Source organism: Bradyrhizobium sp. SZCCHNS2022 (genome assembly GCF_032377575.1).
GTDB classification, from domain to species: Bacteria; Pseudomonadota; Alphaproteobacteria; order Rhizobiales; family Xanthobacteraceae; genus Bradyrhizobium; species Bradyrhizobium aeschynomenes.
The window spans coordinates 1,605,810-1,623,849 of sequence record NZ_JAUHHZ010000001.1; the positions used below are offsets into that span (position 1 = coordinate 1,605,810).

Here is an 18,040-nt window from a genome sequence, read left to right on the forward strand (position 1 = left end):
CATATGGTCGCACAACTTTTGGTAGTTTGACGCAATGGACGCGGGGCAGAGGGATACGGGGCTCGACTGCCTAACGTTGTTGCTGCGGTTTCATCAGGTCGCAATTGATCCTGCGCAGATTGCACATCAGCTGGCGGGCACGCCAGTCGGCGTCAACGAGATGCTTCGCTGCGCCAAGCAGCTGAAGCTGAAGGCGCGTTCGGTCCGTCAGAGTTGGGATGGGCTTGCCAAGCTGCCTCTGCCGGCGATCGCGGCGCGGGCTGACGGCTCTTTCGTCATACTCGGTCAGGTCACGGCCGAGACGGTGCTCATCCAAGACCCCCGGATCAACCGGCCGCAGAGCGTGAAGCGCGCCGAGTTCGAATCCAACTGGACCGGCACGGTGGTGCTGATGGCGCGGCGCGCCTCGCTCACCGATCTGGCGCGGCGCTTCGACATCACCTGGTTTCTGCAGGCGATGCAGAAATATCGCCGGCTGCTCGGCGAGGTGCTGCTGGCGTCGTTCTTCCTGCAGCTGTTCGGCCTGGTCACGCCGCTGTTCTTCCAGGTCGTCACCGACAAGGTGCTGACGCATCGCGGCTACACCACGCTCGACGTGCTGGTGTTCGGTCTCGTTACCGTTACCATCTTCGAGACGGTGCTCGGCGGACTTCGAAATTACGTGTTCTCCCACACAACCAATCGCATCGACGTCGAGCTCGGCGCGCGGCTGTTCCGGCATCTGGTGGCGCTGCCGATCGCGTATTTCGAGGCGCGGCGGGCCGGCGATTCGGTGGCGCGGGTGCGCGAGCTCGAGAATATCAGGAACTTCATCACCAGCTCGGCGCTCACGCTGGTGATCGATCTCGCCTTCACCTTCGTCTTCTTAGGGGTGATGTTCTACTACTCGCCGTTCCTCTCCTGGATCGTGGTCGGCTCGTTCCCGTTCTACATCGCGCTGTCGGCCGGCGTGACGCCGCTGTTCCGCAAGCGTCTCGATGTCAAGTTCGACCGTGGCGCCGAGAATCAGGCCTTCCTGGTCGAGACCGTCACCGCGATTCAGACCCTGAAGGCGATGGCGATCGAGCCGCAGATGCAGCGGCGCTGGGAGGAGCAGCTCGCAGGTTACGTCGGCGCCAGCTTCGACGTGCTCTCGCTCGGCAACTGGGCGAGTCAGTCGGTGCAGTTCATCAGCAAGATCGTCACCGCGTTGACCTTGTATTTCGGCGCCCATCTGGTGATCGAAGGCAATTTGAGCGTCGGCGAGCTCATCGCCTTCAACATGCTGGCCGGCCGGGTGGCCCAGCCGGTGCTGCGGCTGGCGCAGCTGTGGCAGGATTTCCACCAGGCGCGGCTGTCGGTGGCACGGCTCGGCGACATCCTCAACACCACGCCAGAACCGGCCTTCAATCCCGGCCGCGCGGCGCTGCCGCCACTGCGTGGCGAGGTGGTGTTCGATCACGTCCATTTCCGCTATCGTGTCGATGGGCCGCTGGCGCTGCACGATGTCAGTCTGAAGGTGCCGGTGGGCCAAGTGGTCGGCATCGTCGGACCCTCCGGCTCAGGCAAGTCGACGCTGACCAAGCTGATCCAGCGGCTGTATGTCCCCGAAGCGGGCCGCATCCTGATCGACGGCGTCGATCTGACGGTCGCCGACGTCACCTGGCTGCGCCGGCAGATCGGCGCGGTGCTGCAGGAGAACGTGCTGTTCAACCGCTCGATCCGCGACAACATCGCGCTCGCCGATCCCGGCATGGCGATGGAGCGGGTCATCCAGGCGGCCGAGCTCGCCGGCGCCCATGAGTTTATCCTCGGCCTGCCCGACGGCTATGACACGGTGGTCGGCGAGCGCGGCGCGAGCCTCTCCGGCGGCCAGCGCCAGCGCATCGCGATCGCGCGTGCGCTGGTCACCAATCCGCGAATCCTCATCTTCGACGAGGCGACCTCGGCGCTCGACTACGAGAGCGAGAACATCATCCAGCGCAACATGCGCAAGATCTGCGCCGGGCGCACCGTCTTCATCATTGCGCACCGGCTGTCGGCGGTGCGCAACGCCGACCGCATCATCACCGTCGAGAACGGCCGTCTGGTCGAGGACGGCACCCATGACGAGCTGATCAAGCGCGCCGGGCGTTACGCGACCCTGCATCAGATCCAGGCGGGGCTCCATGTCGTCGGCTGAGGCGAAGCGCCAGGACAACGCGCCGATCTCGCTGGATGCGCGGCGTCGGCGCCGCAACGATGCGCGCGAGTTCCTGCCGGCGGCGCTGGAGATCGTCGAGACGCCAGCCTCACCTGCGGGCCGCGCGATTGCCGGCAGCATCATGCTGTTCTTCGCGATCGCGATCGGCTGGTCGATCGTCGGCCACGTCGACATCATCGCCTCGGCGCAGGGCAAGATCGTGCCGACCGGCCGCACCAAGACGATCCAGCCGCTGGAGGCCGGCATGGTCGCCGCCATCCATGTCCAGGACGGCGACAAGGTGCGGGCCGGCGACGTGCTGGTCGAGCTCGACCGCACCGTGACCGAGGCCGAGCGCCGCCGCGTCGCGCAGGGGCTGATGCAGGCGAAGCTCGACGTCGCCCGGCTTGGCGTGCTTCGTGACAGCTTCGATGATCTGGCCGCGCTGCGGCCGCTCAGCGTGCCCGAGGGCGCGTCACCTACCGACGCCGCGCGCACCCGCGCCGCGCTGCAGGCCCAGGCCGCAGAGCAGCTATCGAAGCTCGCATCGAACCAGCAGCAGGTCGCTCAGAAGCGCGCCGAGGCGCAGTCGGTAGAAGCCAGCATTGCCAAGATCGACGCGACGCTGCCGTTCCTGCAGGAGACCGCCGATATTCGCCGCAACGCCAAGGAGATCCAGTACGGCAACCAGATCGCCTATATCGACGCGCAGTCGCGCCTGATCGACCAGCAGAACGAGCGCATCGTTCAGACAAGGCGTCTGGTCGAGATCGAGGCCGCGCGGCTGGCGCTGGAGCAGCAGCTGGCACAGACCCGCTCCGGCTTCGAGCGCCAGGTGCTGTCGGATCTCGCCGAAGCCGAGAAGAAGGCCGAGGAGCTGACGCAGGACCTCGTCAAGGCCGAGCGGAAGATCGCCGAGCAGGTGCTTCGCGCCCCGATCGACGGCACCGTGCAGCAGCTCGCGCTGCACACCGTCGGCGGCGTCGTCACGCCGGCGCAACAACTGATGCTCATTGTCCCCGCCGACAGCAAGCTTGAGACCGAGGTCATGATTTCAAACCGCGACATCGGCTTCGTCAATGTCGGCCAGCCGGCTGAGATCAAAATCGACACCTTCAACTTCACCCGCTACGGCCTCGTCCACGGCAAGGTGCTGAGCGTGTCGCAGGACTCGATCGTCCGCGAGAAGCCGACCGACAAACAGAACGGCGGCAAGGCGGCAGGCGCACTGGCCGAGACCAGCGAGCCGGCGGGACAGGAGTTCATCTACTCGGCGCGGGTCTCGCTCGACGAGAAGCAGATGCAGGTCGAGGACAAGATGGTTGCGCTGGCGCCGGGCATGGCGGTGACGGTGGAGATCAAGACGGGGACGAGACGGATCATCGAGTATGTGATGTCGCCGCTGCTCAGATACAAATCCGAGAGTCTTCGCGAGCGATGAAACTATTCCGCGAAAATGCCGTGCCTCATCACCGATTTTGTTGGGATGCCGACGAGGAAAGGGCTGTTGTCGAATTGACATCCTGAGGTGACAAAATACCGTGTAGTTGATCTCAGGTTGAGACGTGGTTGATTCGTGTGGGGGCACATGATCCGGGTTGGAAATAGGTTTGCGCGGCTGACTTGGCTGCGCGGTTCTATCGTCGCAGTCATCTTGTTCTGTGTCTCGTTCATCGTCTGTCTTGCGCCCCAGCCGGCGCATGCGGGTCACTGGGCCAGCTATCACAATGGGAACTGCGGTTCGGATGGTATTGCCTGTGCGCAGGAGGACTTCTGGGCTTATTGGAGCAGCGACCCAAGCGTCGTCCTGACGAGGTGCTATCTGAACGGGGCGGGCAGCAGCGGGATTTTCGCCGGTGCGGTTTGTGACGGGAATTCGAATGGAGCTTACCGGGGTGGTGTAGCGTTTCTCAACTGCGATAGTGGTGAAGTTTTAACCGGATCGGGGTGTCTCGCTGCTCCCCCGGCGGATCACTGCCCGTCCTGTCGAGACCAGGTCGCCAATCCCGTCGATCTTCGCAGTGGCATGAAGATTGAGACCTATACCGATTTCTCGACCCAGAGCACGAGCGACGGCGGTGCGTCGCTCAAATTCGAGCGCTTCTATACGAGCGATCAAGCGACGCTGAGCGGACGTCTGCGTCCGTCGCGGCTCGGTAACGGATGGCGATCTAACTTCGATTCCGGTGCGATCGTCACTTCCAATAGCGTGACGGTTACGCTCCCTAATGGAGAGGTCGTTCTTTTCAGCTATGTCAGCTCGACCGGTCTCTATGCGCAGAGTTATTACGACTGGAGCCTGAAGAGCCTCGTCATTGGTAACCGTAGTCGCGCCGCGACGCTCGTCAAGAATGCGACCACGCAGCTCTTTACCCTGACGACCGATGACAATATCAGCCGGGTCTACGACGCCAATGGCGTGCTGCAGTCGATCGTGTTCCAGAGCGGTTACGTTCAGACGTTGACCTATGACAGTGCCGGCAACAACACGTTGGTGACCGACAGTTTCGGTCGGACTCTGCAGTTCACCTATACGCCGCAGGGGTTGCTCGACACGATGACGGTGCCCGGCGGGCAGGTCTATCGCTACAAGTTCATTCCGCGCTACGCCATCGTCGGCAGGAGCGGTCCGGATCCGCTGCAGATGGCAGCGGACCTGTTCGCGCTGGAATACGTCATTCAGCCGGACACGACCGTGGACACGGCGGACAATCCGCGCATCCGCTATCATTACGAGAATGCGAGCTTTCCCTACGCGCTGACCGGCATCACCAACGAGGCCGGCGTACGCTACGCGACTTGGACCTACGATGCCAAGGGGAGGGTGCTTACATCGGAGCATGCCGGCGGCGTCGAGCGCTATTCGATCGCCTACAACGATGCGGCCAACACGGTGACGGTGACCAATCCGCTGTCTAAGGTGGCAGTGTATCACTACACCAAGGATGCGCGGGGTAACAACGTCCTCGCCAGCATCGAGGGGCAGCCGTCCGCCAACTGCGTTGGCTCCAATTCCGTCATCGGCTACGACGTCAACAACTATGTGACGGACGAAACCGACGAGGAGGGGCGGACCACTCACTACGTCCGTGACAGTCGTGGCAATCCGACGGTCATCACGCGAGGCTATGGAACGTCGCTTGCGCAGTCCAACAGCTACACCTGGCATCCGACCCTGAACGTCCCGACGCGCGCGGTCGAGCCCGGCGTGACCACCGATTTCACCTGGACGGGCGGGCTGCTGACGCAGCTGACGAAGACCGATACGACCAGCCAGACTGTGCCGTATGCGACCAACGGCCAGACCAGGACATGGACCTATGGCTATACCACCGGAGGTCTGCTCGCCTCTGTCGATGGGCCGCTGCCGGGAGCCGGGGACACCGTCCTTTATACGTATGACCAGACCGGCTTCGTGGCGACGATCACCAACGAGGTGGGCCATGTCACCAAGGTGATGTCGCACAACGGGCGGGGGCAGCCGACGACGATCCTCGATCCCAATGGCGTCTACACCAACCTGACCTATGATCCGCTCGGCCGACTGAAGAGCACGGTCGTGGATCCCAGCGGTCTCGTCGCCACGACGTCGATCGACTACACCCCGATGGGGGACGTCAGCAAGATTACGAGGCCGAACGGCGCGTTCCTGCAATACACCTATGATGACGGCCGCCGCCTCATCCGGGTGCAGGACAATACCGGGGCCACAATTGAATACGACCGCGACACTCTCGGCAACGTCACGGCGCGGCGGATCAAGGATCCGAGCGGCGTCCTGCAGTCGTCGCAGACCGCGACCTATGACGAACTCGGGCGGCTGCTGACCTTCGTCGGGGCGTCAGGGCAGACGTGGACGCACGGCTACGACCGCACCCACAACGAGGTGTCGGTGACCGATCCACGCGCCAACGTGTTCGGATCGAGCTTCGATGGCCTGAACCGGCTGATCGGCACCACCGACGAGGAGGGCAACTCGGTCACCGTGACCCGCAATGGCGCCGACGACATCACCGCCTATACCGACCCGCGTTCGCTGATTACCAGCTACGTCCGCAACGGCTTCGGCGAGGTGATCCAGCGGGGCAGCCCCGACAGCGGTACGACAACTTACACCTATAACGTCCAGGGCAAGCCGACTCAGATCGTCGACGCTCGTGGTGTCGTCACCAACCTGACCTATGACAATGCCGGCCGCCTGCTCGCTAAGCAGTATCCGGCGGCGCCGAGCGAGAACGTCACCTATACCTGGGACGACACGGCCAACGGCAACAAGGGCAGGGGCCGGGTGACCCGGATCCAGGATGCCACCGGCTCGATCGAGTGGAGCTTCAACGCGCTCGGGCAGGTGACGCAGGAGCGCAAGGTCACGGGGGCGGCCGTCTATGTCGTCGGCTATGCCTATGACCTCGATGGCAACGTCATCCGCATGACCTATCCGTCGGGGCGGGTGGTCGATTATACTCGAGACACGCTCGGCCGCATCACGGATGTGACTTCGCGGACGACGAGCGCAACCGTGCCTCTGGCGTCCAACGTGACGTATGGCGCGGCGGGGCCATTGCAGTCGCTGACCTACGGCAATGGTCTGACGCTGGTTAAGACGTACGATCAGGATTACTTGCTCAGTCAGCTGCTGGTCACGGACACGTCGTCGGGAACTGATGTCCTTAATCGGCAGTACAGCCGTAACGACGGGGTGAACATCACCGACATCACCGACAATCTGGATCCGTCGCGGAGCGAGAGCTACTCCTACACTCCGGTAGGCCGGCTCGAAAATGCCACTGGATCATGGGGCGTGCTTACTTATGCCTATGATGCTGTCGGCAATCGGATCCTTGAGTCCTACAACAGCCAAGGCGTAGCGACAGATCGTGTTACGAGTTACGAAACATCGTCTAATCGGCTCCTGAACATATCAAGCAACGGCGCGACCGTTCGCGCGTTTGCTCATGATGCAGCAGGAAATCTGATGGCAGACAACCGGTCTGGCACGGTCTATGGTTACCGATACAACCAACGGAACCGATTTGACCAGCTGACGGTGGGTTCGGAGGTCGTGGCCGATTACGTATATGATGGGGCGGAACGGATGGCGGTTCGCACCCTGCGGACAGGCTCATCCCCCGTTATTATGCACTATATCTATGATCTTTCCGGCCATCTAATTGGCGAGGCAACAGCCGCTGGAGTCATTGCCCGTGAGTATTTCTGGATTGCTGACACGCCAATAGCGTTAGCCGGCGACCTCGAGACAGCGACGCCGATGCTTTTGTACGTTCACGCCGATCATCTTGATCGTCCTGTCCGTATGACGGATAGCAGGAAAGTACTGGTGTGGGATCCCCGTTTCACCCCATTTGGTACGGTCGACGTGATCGTTGGCTCTTCGACGAATAATCTTCGGTTCCCCGGGCAATATTCTCTCGTGGAAGCGGGACTGCACTACAATTCGTTCAGAAACTACGATCCTACTTTAGGGCGGTTTACTCAGCCCGACCCAATTTATGATGTCCTTCGGAATCAGCCTGTTCATCGCGATACGTCATGGTTCGCAGTAGAACAATCCTCCTTACACCAACGGGAGGTAGGATCATTGTCTGTCTCGGAGAGCAATGTGCGTCGAAGGATAGCAACTGAAGTTCCCGAATTTGCCGACGGATCTAGCCTATATTCTTACGCAAAGTCGGCGCCCACCGTTAATGTGGATCCGAGCGGGTTGCTGGTGGGCACGGCGCCGATGAAGGCGGTAGAACAATCTTGTACCCCGGTTTATCTGCCGGGTGGTGGCGGTGGTGGTGGTGGTGGTGGTGGAAGCGGATCACCGAGAGTATGTCGATTGATTCCAGGCTCGTCATTAGCGGGAGCTGTTTGTCTATATTTCTGTCCAAATAACGGAATCAAACGTGGGCCGATGATAAGCCCAGGCGGGTCATGTCCTAATGTGATATTTGTCTTCGAGGGCCAGTGATTTGGGTCGGATGTCTGAGAGAGGAAAGTATGAAGATAACCGAGCGAGCGCTAAGAAAAATTGAAACAACAATCGCGGGTATAGACGATCCGAATGAATTTGGTGACTTTGTTCCGGTCATCGTGTGGATCTACAACCGGTCGGATGCCGATGACAATCCGGGTCCGTCTCTTGGGCTGTTAGATAGGAGTCAGGCTAACATTGAAAGCATGGAACATTTTACTGATGGGAAAGTGACGGTCTATAACGGACTGCCTGACGATCTCAGGCAGAAATACCAAACGAGCGTTCTCGATTTTATAGATAATAATTTCGAGTTCGTTGATGGCGCCTAGCTAATTCGAATATGTGTCTCGCAGCTTTTCGTCTGCGGAATCGGCAGATTGTGTCGGTGGTTTGGGGAGGGGCTACGTGGCGACAATATTGGGCACATCAACTAGTGACACGCTGACTGGCACATCGTCGGCTGATTCTATCTACGGGCAGGCTGGAGATGACACACTGATTGGCGGGCTCGCCAATGACACGCTGCAGGGTGGTTTCGGTAACGACACCTACATCTTCAACCGCGGTGATGGTCAGGATACGATCTTCGACAACGGTGCCGGCAGCGGTGAAATCAACACGCTGCAGTTCGGGACAGGGATTGCGACGGCCCAGGTTATCGTCAAGGAGTTCGGCACCGGGGATCTGGTGCTGAGCATCACCGGGACGACCGACAAGATCACCTTGCGCAACCAGCTGGTCTCGGCTGCCGGCGGCGTCGATCAGGTGGTGTTTGCCGATGGCACGGTCTGGAGCCGGGCCACGCTGCTGGCGCTTGCGACGGCGCCGACGAGCGGCAATGATACGTTCTATGGCGACTACAACGCCAATACGCTGAACGGCGGCGCGGGTAATGACACGCTGTCGGGTGGTGCCGGCGACGATACCCTGATCGGTGGGACCGGCAATGACACGCTGTCGGGCGGGACCGGCAACGACACCTATGTGTTCAACATTGGCGACGGCCAGGACACGATCACCGACAATGGTGCGGCGAGCGGCGAGACCAACACGCTGCAGCTCGGCAGCGGGATCCTGCCTGCGAACGTGGTGGTGACCGAGGCGAATGGCGGCGCCGATCTGGTGCTTACCATCAGCGGTACGACCGACAAGGTCACGTTGAAGAACCAGCTGGTGTCGGCCACCGGCGGCGTCGATCAGGTCGTGTTCGCCGACGGAACGGTGTGGACGCGCGCGGCGTTGCTGGCGCAGGCGACGGCGCCGACTGGTGGCAACGACACGTTCTATGGAGATTATCTCGCCAATACGCTGAACGGCGGGGCCGGGAACGACACGTTGTATGGCGCCGGAGGCGACGACGTTCTGGCCGGTGGCACCGGCAATGATGTGCTGGTCGGTGGCACCGGCAATGATACCTATCTGTTCAATCTCGGCGACGGCCAGGACACGATCTTCGACAACGGCAGCTCGAACAGCAGCGAGGTCAATACGCTGCGGCTGGGAACCGGCATCGCGGTTGGGGCCGTGACGGTGACCGAGGTCAATGGCGGACGCGATCTGCTGCTCTCGGTCGGTGGGACGACGGACAGCGTTCTGCTGCAGAACCAGCTGATCGCCAAGTCCGGCGGCGTCGACCAGATCGTGTTTGCCGATGGTACGGTCTGGAGCCGGGCGGACCTGCTGGCGCAGGCAACCCTGCCGACCGTCGCGGGCGCCACGTTGTATGGCGACTATGCCGGCAACGTGCTGACCGGCGCGGCTGGCAATGATGTGATCTATGGTGCGGGCGGCGATGATACGCTCGCCGGGGGTGGAGCCAACGACACGCTCGAGGGCGGCGTCGGCAACGATACCTACCTGTTCGGCCGCGGCGGCGGCACCGACCGCATCAACGACAATGGCGCGGCAGCCGATGTGGACCGGCTGCAGTTCGCGGCCGACATTGTACCGACCGACATCGTGGTCACGCAGGCCAATGGCGGGCAGGATATTGTTCTGAGCATTGCCGGCAGTAGCGATAGCGTCGTGCTGGGCAATCAGCTGGTCGGCACCACGGGCGGCGTCGATCTCGTGCAATTTGCCGACGGCACGGTCTGGGACCGTGCCGCGATTCTCTTGAAGTCGCTGGTGCCGACCAGTGGCGACGACGTCCTGGGCGGCGACGACGGAGCAAACATCCTGACCGGTGGCGCCGGCACTGACCGGCTGATCGGGCGCGGCGGTGCCGACACCTATGTCTACACGCTCGGCGATGGCGCCGACATCATCGACGATCAGGCCAGCAGCGACGGCGATACGGTTCTGCTTCACGGCATCGTGCCGAGCCAGGTTCATGTCGTGCGCAGCGGCGACAACGCTCTGCTGCTGTTCGAAGCCGATCTCAACAGCCGGCTGACCTTGACGGGCCAGTTTGCCGGCACCGGAACGATCGAGCAGATCGTGTTCGACGACGGGACGGTGTGGTCGAGCGCCGACCTCCTGGCCGCGGCTATCAGTGGAACCGACACTGTCACGCTCGGGACCAATGCGGCCGAGACCATCGTCGGCTCCGGTGCCAATGATACGATCGAGGGGCTCCGCGGCAATGACGTGCTGCAGGGCGGCGGCGGTGATGACACCTACATCTTCAATGCCGGCGATGGGCAGGACACGATCATCGAGTCCGGCGGAAATGACACCTTGACGTTCGGCCGCGGCCTCGCCGCTGGTGATGCCATCCTGCAGGGCGTCGGCAGTGATTTGTATGTCCGGTTCCGCAACTCGACCGACTCGGTCCTGATCCAGTCGGCCTTCACCGGTTCATCCGCTGCGGTCGAGACGGTCCGCTTTGCGGATGGCACGAGTTGGGATCTGACGAAGCCGCTGACCTTCACCTATATCGGCACCGATGCGAACACCGTTCTCACCGGGAGTTCCTACGGGACCAACATCTTTGAGCTCGGGCCGGGCGGCGATACCGTCACGGCCGGCTCCGCCAATGATGTCGTTGTTGTCAAGCGTGGCATTGGTCATGCGAACGTCACCCTGACCGGCACCGGAGCGACGTTGAAGCTGGCTGCAGGGATTGCGCAATCCGAGGTCACCGTCCAGACCGCCGTCAATGGCGACGTCACCGTGGCGCTTGCCGGCACCGACGATCGTGTCACGTTCCTCGGGGCTGCGGCGAAAGGCCTGAGCACGATCTCCTTCAGCGATGGCGCGGCGTGGCGGCTGATCTATGGCACCTCCGGCAACGACACGCTGAATGGCGGATCTGGGGTCGACATTATCAATGCCGGCATTGGCGCTGATCAGCTCAATGGTGGCGCCGGCTCCGATACGTTCTTCTACAAGGGCGGCGACGGCAACGACACGATCACCGAAGGCGGAGCGGCCGATGGTAGCGTCGACAGGCTCGTTCTGATCGATATCTTGCCACCTCGCGTGTCGGTGACGCGCAGCGGGACCGACGTCACCCTGGTGATCGCGCCCAGCACCGCGGGCGGCAGCGACGGCGGTTCGGTGCTGCTGAAGGCAGAGCTGGACACCCTCAACGGACAAGGCGTCGAGACCATCGTTTTTGCGGACGGAACAGTGTGGTCTCCGGCCGTGCTGCGCGCCATGCTGGTCACCATCGTGGGAACGGCGGGCAATGATACTCTGACCGGCACCAGCGGATCGGATATCATCGCCGCCGGACTTGGTGACGACAATATCGACGGTGGCGGCGGGTCGGACTCGTACATCTACAATGCCGGCGACGGCAACGACAGGATCACCGACAGCTCCGCCTTCGATGGCGCCGTCGACAGGCTGGCGCTGGGGGCCGGTCTGGCCCCGGAGAACCTGCTGATCAGCCGTAGCGGTAGCGACATCATTATCAGCTTCACCAATCAGCCGGGTTCGGTTCGCCTGGTCTCCGAGGACGGCGGAGCAGGTACCGGTGTCGAGCAGGTGGTGTTCGCCGACGGCACGGTGTGGAGCAAGCAGCAGCTGGAGAGCGCCTATATCGCCCAGCAGATGGCGGCCGGCGCGACGACCATCACCGGCTTCGACCAGAACGGCGACGTGATCGGCGGTACCGCGGGCAATGATACGCTGTACGGCCTCGGCGGCAACGATACGCTGACCGGCAACCGCGGCGACGACACGCTGGACGGCGGCAGCGGCTCCGACAGCTACGTCTACAATGCGGGCGACGGCAACGACGTGATCACGGATGGCACGGCGTTCGACAGCTCGAACGACAGGCTGGTCCTGGGCGCGGGACTGACTGCGGCCAATCTGGTGATCAGCCGCAGCGGCAGCGACATCACGCTGAGCTTCAGCGACCAGGCGGGGTCGATCCGCATGGTGGCATTCGACAGCGGCAGCAGCGTCGGGCTGGAGCAGGTGGTGCTCGGCGACGGCACGGTGTGGAGCAAGCAGCAGCTGGAGAGCGTCTACATCGCGCGGCAAATGGCGGCCGGCGCGACGACCATCACCGGCTTCGACCAGAACAGTGACGTGATCGGCGGCACCGCTGGAAATGATACGCTGTACGGCCTCGGCGGCAACGATACGCTGACCGGCAACGGCGGCAACGACGCGTTGGACGGCGGCGGCGGCTCCGACACCTATGTCTACAATGCCGGCGACGGCAACGACGTGATCACGGATGGCACGGCGTTCGACGGCTCGAACGACAGGCTGGTCCTGGGCACGGGGCTGACCGCGGCCAATCTGGTCATCAGCCGCAGCGGCAGCGATGTGACCTTGAGCTTCAGCGACCAGCCGGGATCGGTCCGCATGGTTGCGTTCGACAGCGGCAGCAGTGTCGGCCTGGAGCAGGTGGTGCTCGGCGACGGCACGGTGTGGAGCAAGCAGCAGCTGGAGAGCGCCTATATCGCGCAGCAGATGGCAGCCGGCGCGACGACGATCACCGGCTTCGACCAGAACAGCGACGTGATCGGCGGCACCAGCGGCAACGACACGCTGTATGGTCTCGGCGGCAACGATACGTTGACCGGCAACGGCGGCAACGACACGCTGGACGGCGGCGGCGGCTCCGACACCTATGTCTACAATGCCGGCGACGGCAACGACGTGATCACGGATGGCACGGCGTTCGACGGCTCGAACGACAGGCTGGTCCTGGGCACGGGGCTGACCGCGGCCAATCTGGTCATCAGCCGCAGCGGCAGCGATGTGACCTTGAGCTTCAGCGACCAGCCGGGATCGGTCCGCATGGTTGCGTTCGACAGCGGCAGCAGTGTCGGCCTGGAGCAGGTGGTGCTCGGCGACGGCACGGTGTGGAGCAAGCAGCAGCTGGAGAGCGCCTATATCGCGCAGCAGATGGCGGCCGGCGCGACGACGATCACCGGCTTCGATCAGAACAACGACGTAATCGTCGGCACCAGCGGCAACGATACGTTGTACGGTCTTGGCGGCAACGACACGCTCAACGGTGGCGCCGGCAACGACTATCTGAACGGCGGCAGCGGATCGGACACCTATATCTACAACTCGGCCGGCGGCAATAATGTCATCGAGGACAACACGAGCGACAATCTGCTGGTGATACAGGACATCGCGTCCACGGCCGTCATCCTCAGCCGGCCGGGTAACGGCGCGGATCTCGTGATCGAGAACACGCTGACAGGCAACACAGTCACGGTGAAAGGCCAGTTCAGCGGCGGCAATCTGGCGAGCGTGAGCTTCAGCGACGGCGTCACCTGGACCGCGCAGAATGTTGCCAGCATCGTCACCAACCAGCCGGTCATTCTCGGCACGGACGCCGCGGACACGATCAACGGGACGGCGAATGCGGAGATCATCGACGGCCGTGGCGGCAACGATCTCCTCAACGGGGCCGGAGGTGCGGACACCTATCTCTTCAGGGTAGGATCTGGCAACGATGTGATCCAGGAGGCTGCGACCAACACCGGCAATGATGTCGTCAAGCTCTTGGGATTGAACCAGGCCGACGTTGACATCACGCGCAGCGGCAACGACCTTCTCGTTCGCATTTTGTCGAGCGGTGAGACGCTGACCATCAAGGACCAGTTCCAGGCCGCGGGCCCCGTGGTCGAACTGCTCCAATTCGGCGCCAGCGGCACCGCGATCGATCTACGCAACATGACCGCGCCGACCGTGACGATCACTAGCCCTGCGGTCTCCAGCAATGTGGCGACCCAGACCATCGCGGGCACGGTGACATCGGGTGGGATTGCCAAGGTCGCTGGGCAGACCTTGACCCTCACGGATAATGGCGTGTCGCTGGGGACGACCACGGTGCAGGCCGACGGTACGTTCTCGTTGACCGTCACGCTGCCCAACCAGGGTGCCAACGCGCTGGTCGTCAGCGTCACGGACAGCTTCGGCAATACTGGCGCCAGTGCGGCAGTGGTCGATACGCTCGACACGATTGCGCCATCGGTGGCCATCAACGGTCTCGCGGAAACGAGCAACATTGCCAGCCAGACGGTTACCGGGACGGTCGGCCTGAGCGGTGCTGCCGCGGTGATCGGTCAGACGGTCACCGTCACCGACAATGGCGCGGTGCTGGGCACGACGACCGTGCAGGCCGACGGCACATTTGCGCTGACCGTGACGCTCCCAAACCAGGGCGCCAACGCGCTGGTTGCCAGTGTGGCCGACAGCTACGGTAATGTCGGCACCAGCGCCGAGGCGGTCGTGGTGCTCGACAGTGTCGCGCCCACAGTCGCGATCACGAGTTCGGCGCAGGCCGGCAATGTCGCGGCTAAAACCGTTACCGGCACCGTCAGCCTCGGCGGCGTCGCTAACGTTGTCGGCCAGACCGTCACCGTCACGGACAACGGGACGGTCCTGGGAACGACGACGGTTCAGCCAAACGGCACGTTCGCGCTCACCGTGACGCTGCCATATCAGGGCGCCAACGCCCTGGTCGCCAGCGTGGCCGACGCCTTCGGCAATGTTGGCCACAGCGCTGCGGTCGTCGATACGCTGGACAACGTTGCGCCGACGGTGACGATCACCGGGGTAGGCTCCACCGGCTATGGCGCAGCTCAGACTATTACGGGGACGGTGAGCCTGGATGGTGCAGGTACCGTGGTCGGCCGGACCGTGACCTTGACCGACAACGGCATGACGTTGGCGACGACGGCCGTTCAATCCGACGGCACGTTTTCCTTCAACGTGACGTTGCCGAGCCGTGCCATCAACAATCTCGTGGCCAGCGTGAGCGACAGCTATGGCAATGCCGGCGCCAGCGCGGCCATTGTCGATACGCCCGGCGGCGTTGCGCCGATCATCACCGGCACGATCGCAGGACAGACGACGACATCGGAGACCCCGGTGCATCCGTTCGCGGGTGTGACGATCACGGATCTGAATCTCGGTGCAACCGACACGCTGACCATCACGCTGAGCGGCGCGGGAGGGACGCTGTCGGGAGCCGGGCTAAGCGGCTCGGGCAGCACCTACACATTATCGGGGAGCGCCACCACGATCACTAGCCAGCTCCGGGCGCTCACCTTCACGCCGGCCGCTGGGCAGGCCAACAGCAGCCAGACCACCACGTTCACCTTGGCGGACCGGAGCAGCGGCTACACCACCGCAGTCTATGCGGGTGCACCGACGGTGTTGACCTCGTTCAACGGCACGACCAATGGCAATCGTCCTTTCAGCGCTCTGATCAGCGATGCGGCCGGCAATCTCTATGGCACCACCCAGAATGGCGGATCTGCCAACGGAGGTGTCGTGTTCGAGATCGCCAAGACCAGCAGCGGCTACAGCAGCACACCGATCGTGCTGGCCTCGTTCGGCGGCATCAGCGGCGACAACCTGCGAGGCGGGCTGGTGATGGATGCGGCCGGCAACCTGTTCGGCACTGCGCGATCCGGCGGCGCCAATGGCTATGGCGCCGTCTACGAAATCGTCAAGACGAGCACCGGCTACAGCAGCACTCCGGTCGTTCTGGCCTCCTTTAGTGGCACCGACGGTTCAGCGCCACAAGACGCTCTGATCATCGACGCGGCCGGCAACCTGTTCGGCACCACGACAACCGGCGGCGCCGGCGGCTACGGCACCGTCTACGAGATCCCCAAAACGGCTAGCGGCTATGGCAGCACGCCCACGGTGCTGGTGTCGTTCAACGGTACCAACGGCGCCAATCCGATGGCTAGCCTGTACATGGACGCATCCGGCAATCTGTTCGGCACCACGACCAATGGCGGGGCAAACAATCTTGGCACCGTCTACGAGATCGCCAAGACCGTGAGCGGCTACGGCAGCACGCCGACGGTGCTGGTGTCGTTCAGCGGCACCAACGGTTCGAACCCGTATTTCGGTAGCCTGATCGCCGATGCCGAGGGGAATCTGTTCGGCACGACAGAGGCCGGGGGACCCAACGATGCCGGCTCCATCTTCGAGATCGTGAAGACTGCAGACGGCTATGGCAGCGCGCCGATCATGCTTGCCTCGTTCAACGGAACCAACGGGCTCAACCCCTACGGTGGCCTAATCATGGATGCTGCGGGCAATCTGTTCGGCACGACGCTTAACGGAGGAACAAACAACCAGGGAACGATCTTCGAGCTAACAAAGACGGCGACCGGCTATAGCAGCACGCCCACGGTGCTGACGTCGTTCAATGGCAACAATGGCAAAGGGCCCGGCGCGAGCCTGTTCATGGACGCCGGTGGCAGTCTTTACGGAACCACCTACCTCGGCGGCACCGGCGGTGTCGTGTTCAAGTTGCCGGTCACGTCCTCGACGCCTGCTGCTCCGGTTGTCAACAGCATTACCACGGTGACGAATATCGATCCGCCGAACCCGACCTCGCTGGCGATGACCAGCTCAATGCTCGAGAGCCCTAGCGCGAGCCAGACCAGCGCGCTTGATTGGTTCAGCAGCAACTCGATCCCGCTGCAGGAAATCACCGCGCCGGGCCTCAAGATCGACAGCCAGATCGCGCAATTGGTGCAGGCGATGGCGAGCCATTCGTCGAGCCATGCCGGTTTTGATTTGACTGGCGCCACCAACCAGGCTGCGCCGAATGACCCGACCCTGCAAGCCTCGATCGCCACGGCGTGGCACGTGTAGGCCTCGCAGCAAGCTCTGTAGGAGGCACGGCATACCGCGCGACGCGGGGGGCCGTGCCTGACCTTTGGCCACTGGCGCATCGGCAAGTTGGTAGGCAGGGCGCCATTATGAGTGCAGTCAGGGGGAGGGGCTGGCGTCGCCCGCGTTGCGGCTGCTGCTGAAGTTGGGCAAACAGCTTACTTGGCTCGTGCAGGTCATGGCCAAGTATTGCACGACCCAAGCGAGAGTCCGTGCGCCGTCCCTCGGTACAGCCGGAAAACCTCCTTGTCATTGACTAGGTAGCCATCCCGCTTGAGCTGCATGCGCAAATGATGTGCCGCAGCTTTGCGTCATCCGACCGGCTCGTCTGATATCTGACCGTCATTCCGCAACAGACAGTGGCTTTATGCGCCAACCGATCGATTCCGTGAACGCCCCTGAGGTGTACGACACCTTCCGCTTCGCCGCCGGCGTGACTGCTTCATTGCTAGGAGATCCTTGACGCATAGTCGGACATGGCAACCCGCCCGCGGCCGCTTCGGCTACGTGTTCTCATCCTCCCGGATCTTCAGCCGCTTGGCCTCCAAGAGGTCCATTCCGCCGCACTTGGCCCTGCTTCTATTTGCTGACGTCGCTCACGCTATGCTCGCAGCTTGGATCTCCGGCGGGAACGCCAGCCTCGTGCTCCTTCAAAATGCCGACGATCCGCTCACTTGAAGGAAATCATCCAGCGATTGACCGCAGACGTCGAGGCCCGCCTCGGGATGCAGAGCCGAGTGGCCATCGACATCGACCGGCGCATTGCCCAGATCGACGCGGCCATCGACGAGGCGACGCGCCTTGGCCGGCCTGTTGGAGCGATGACGATTGCTGAC

At 62.7% G+C, this 18,040-nt stretch carries 5 protein-coding genes; all 5 read left to right on the forward strand.

Annotated features, from left to right (window positions below):
• Positions 1–34: 34 nt before the first annotated feature.
• The 5 genes from QXZ94_RS07080 (at position 35) to QXZ94_RS07100 (ending at position 17,186) form a co-directional block, all read left to right on the forward strand.
• On the forward strand, positions 35–2,161 hold the full coding sequence (locus tag QXZ94_RS07080) for a type I secretion system permease/ATPase (protein WP_315719817.1): 2,127 nt from the start codon (positions 35–37) through the stop codon (positions 2,159–2,161).
• Positions 2,148–3,602, forward strand: a complete 1,455-nt coding sequence (locus QXZ94_RS07085; RefSeq protein ID WP_315719818.1) for an HlyD family type I secretion periplasmic adaptor subunit — start codon at positions 2,148–2,150, stop codon at positions 3,600–3,602. Before QXZ94_RS07080 ends, QXZ94_RS07085 begins: the two co-directional genes overlap by 14 nt.
• 147 nt (positions 3,603–3,749) lie before the next feature.
• Entirely contained in the window at positions 3,750–8,135 is a 4,386-nt protein-coding gene (locus tag QXZ94_RS07090; RefSeq protein WP_315719819.1) for an RHS repeat-associated core domain-containing protein, read from the forward strand.
• Positions 8,136–8,164: 29 nt separating this feature from the next.
• The gene (locus QXZ94_RS07095) at positions 8,165–8,470 is read left to right on the forward strand and encodes a hypothetical protein (protein WP_315719820.1); all 306 of its coding nucleotides are present in this window, start codon (positions 8,165–8,167) and stop codon (positions 8,468–8,470) included.
• Between the two features lie 76 nt (positions 8,471–8,546).
• Positions 8,547–17,186, forward strand: coding sequence for a calcium-binding protein (locus QXZ94_RS07100; RefSeq protein ID WP_315719821.1), 8,640 nt, complete (start codon positions 8,547–8,549; stop codon positions 17,184–17,186).
• Positions 17,187–18,040: the final 854 nt, after the last annotated feature.

What these genes read in the sequence shown, in the direction of transcription:
- QXZ94_RS07080 (WP_315719817.1), top strand. Translation starts at nt 35, where the DNA reads ATGGACGCGGGGCAGAGGGATACGGGGCTCGACTGCCTAACGTTGTTG.
- QXZ94_RS07085 (WP_315719818.1), top strand. Translation starts at nt 2,148, where the DNA reads ATGTCGTCGGCTGAGGCGAAGCGCCAGGACAACGCGCCGATCTCGCTG.
- QXZ94_RS07090 (WP_315719819.1), top strand. Translation starts at nt 3,750, where the DNA reads ATGATCCGGGTTGGAAATAGGTTTGCGCGGCTGACTTGGCTGCGCGGT.
- QXZ94_RS07095 (WP_315719820.1), top strand. Translation starts at nt 8,165, where the DNA reads ATGAAGATAACCGAGCGAGCGCTAAGAAAAATTGAAACAACAATCGCG.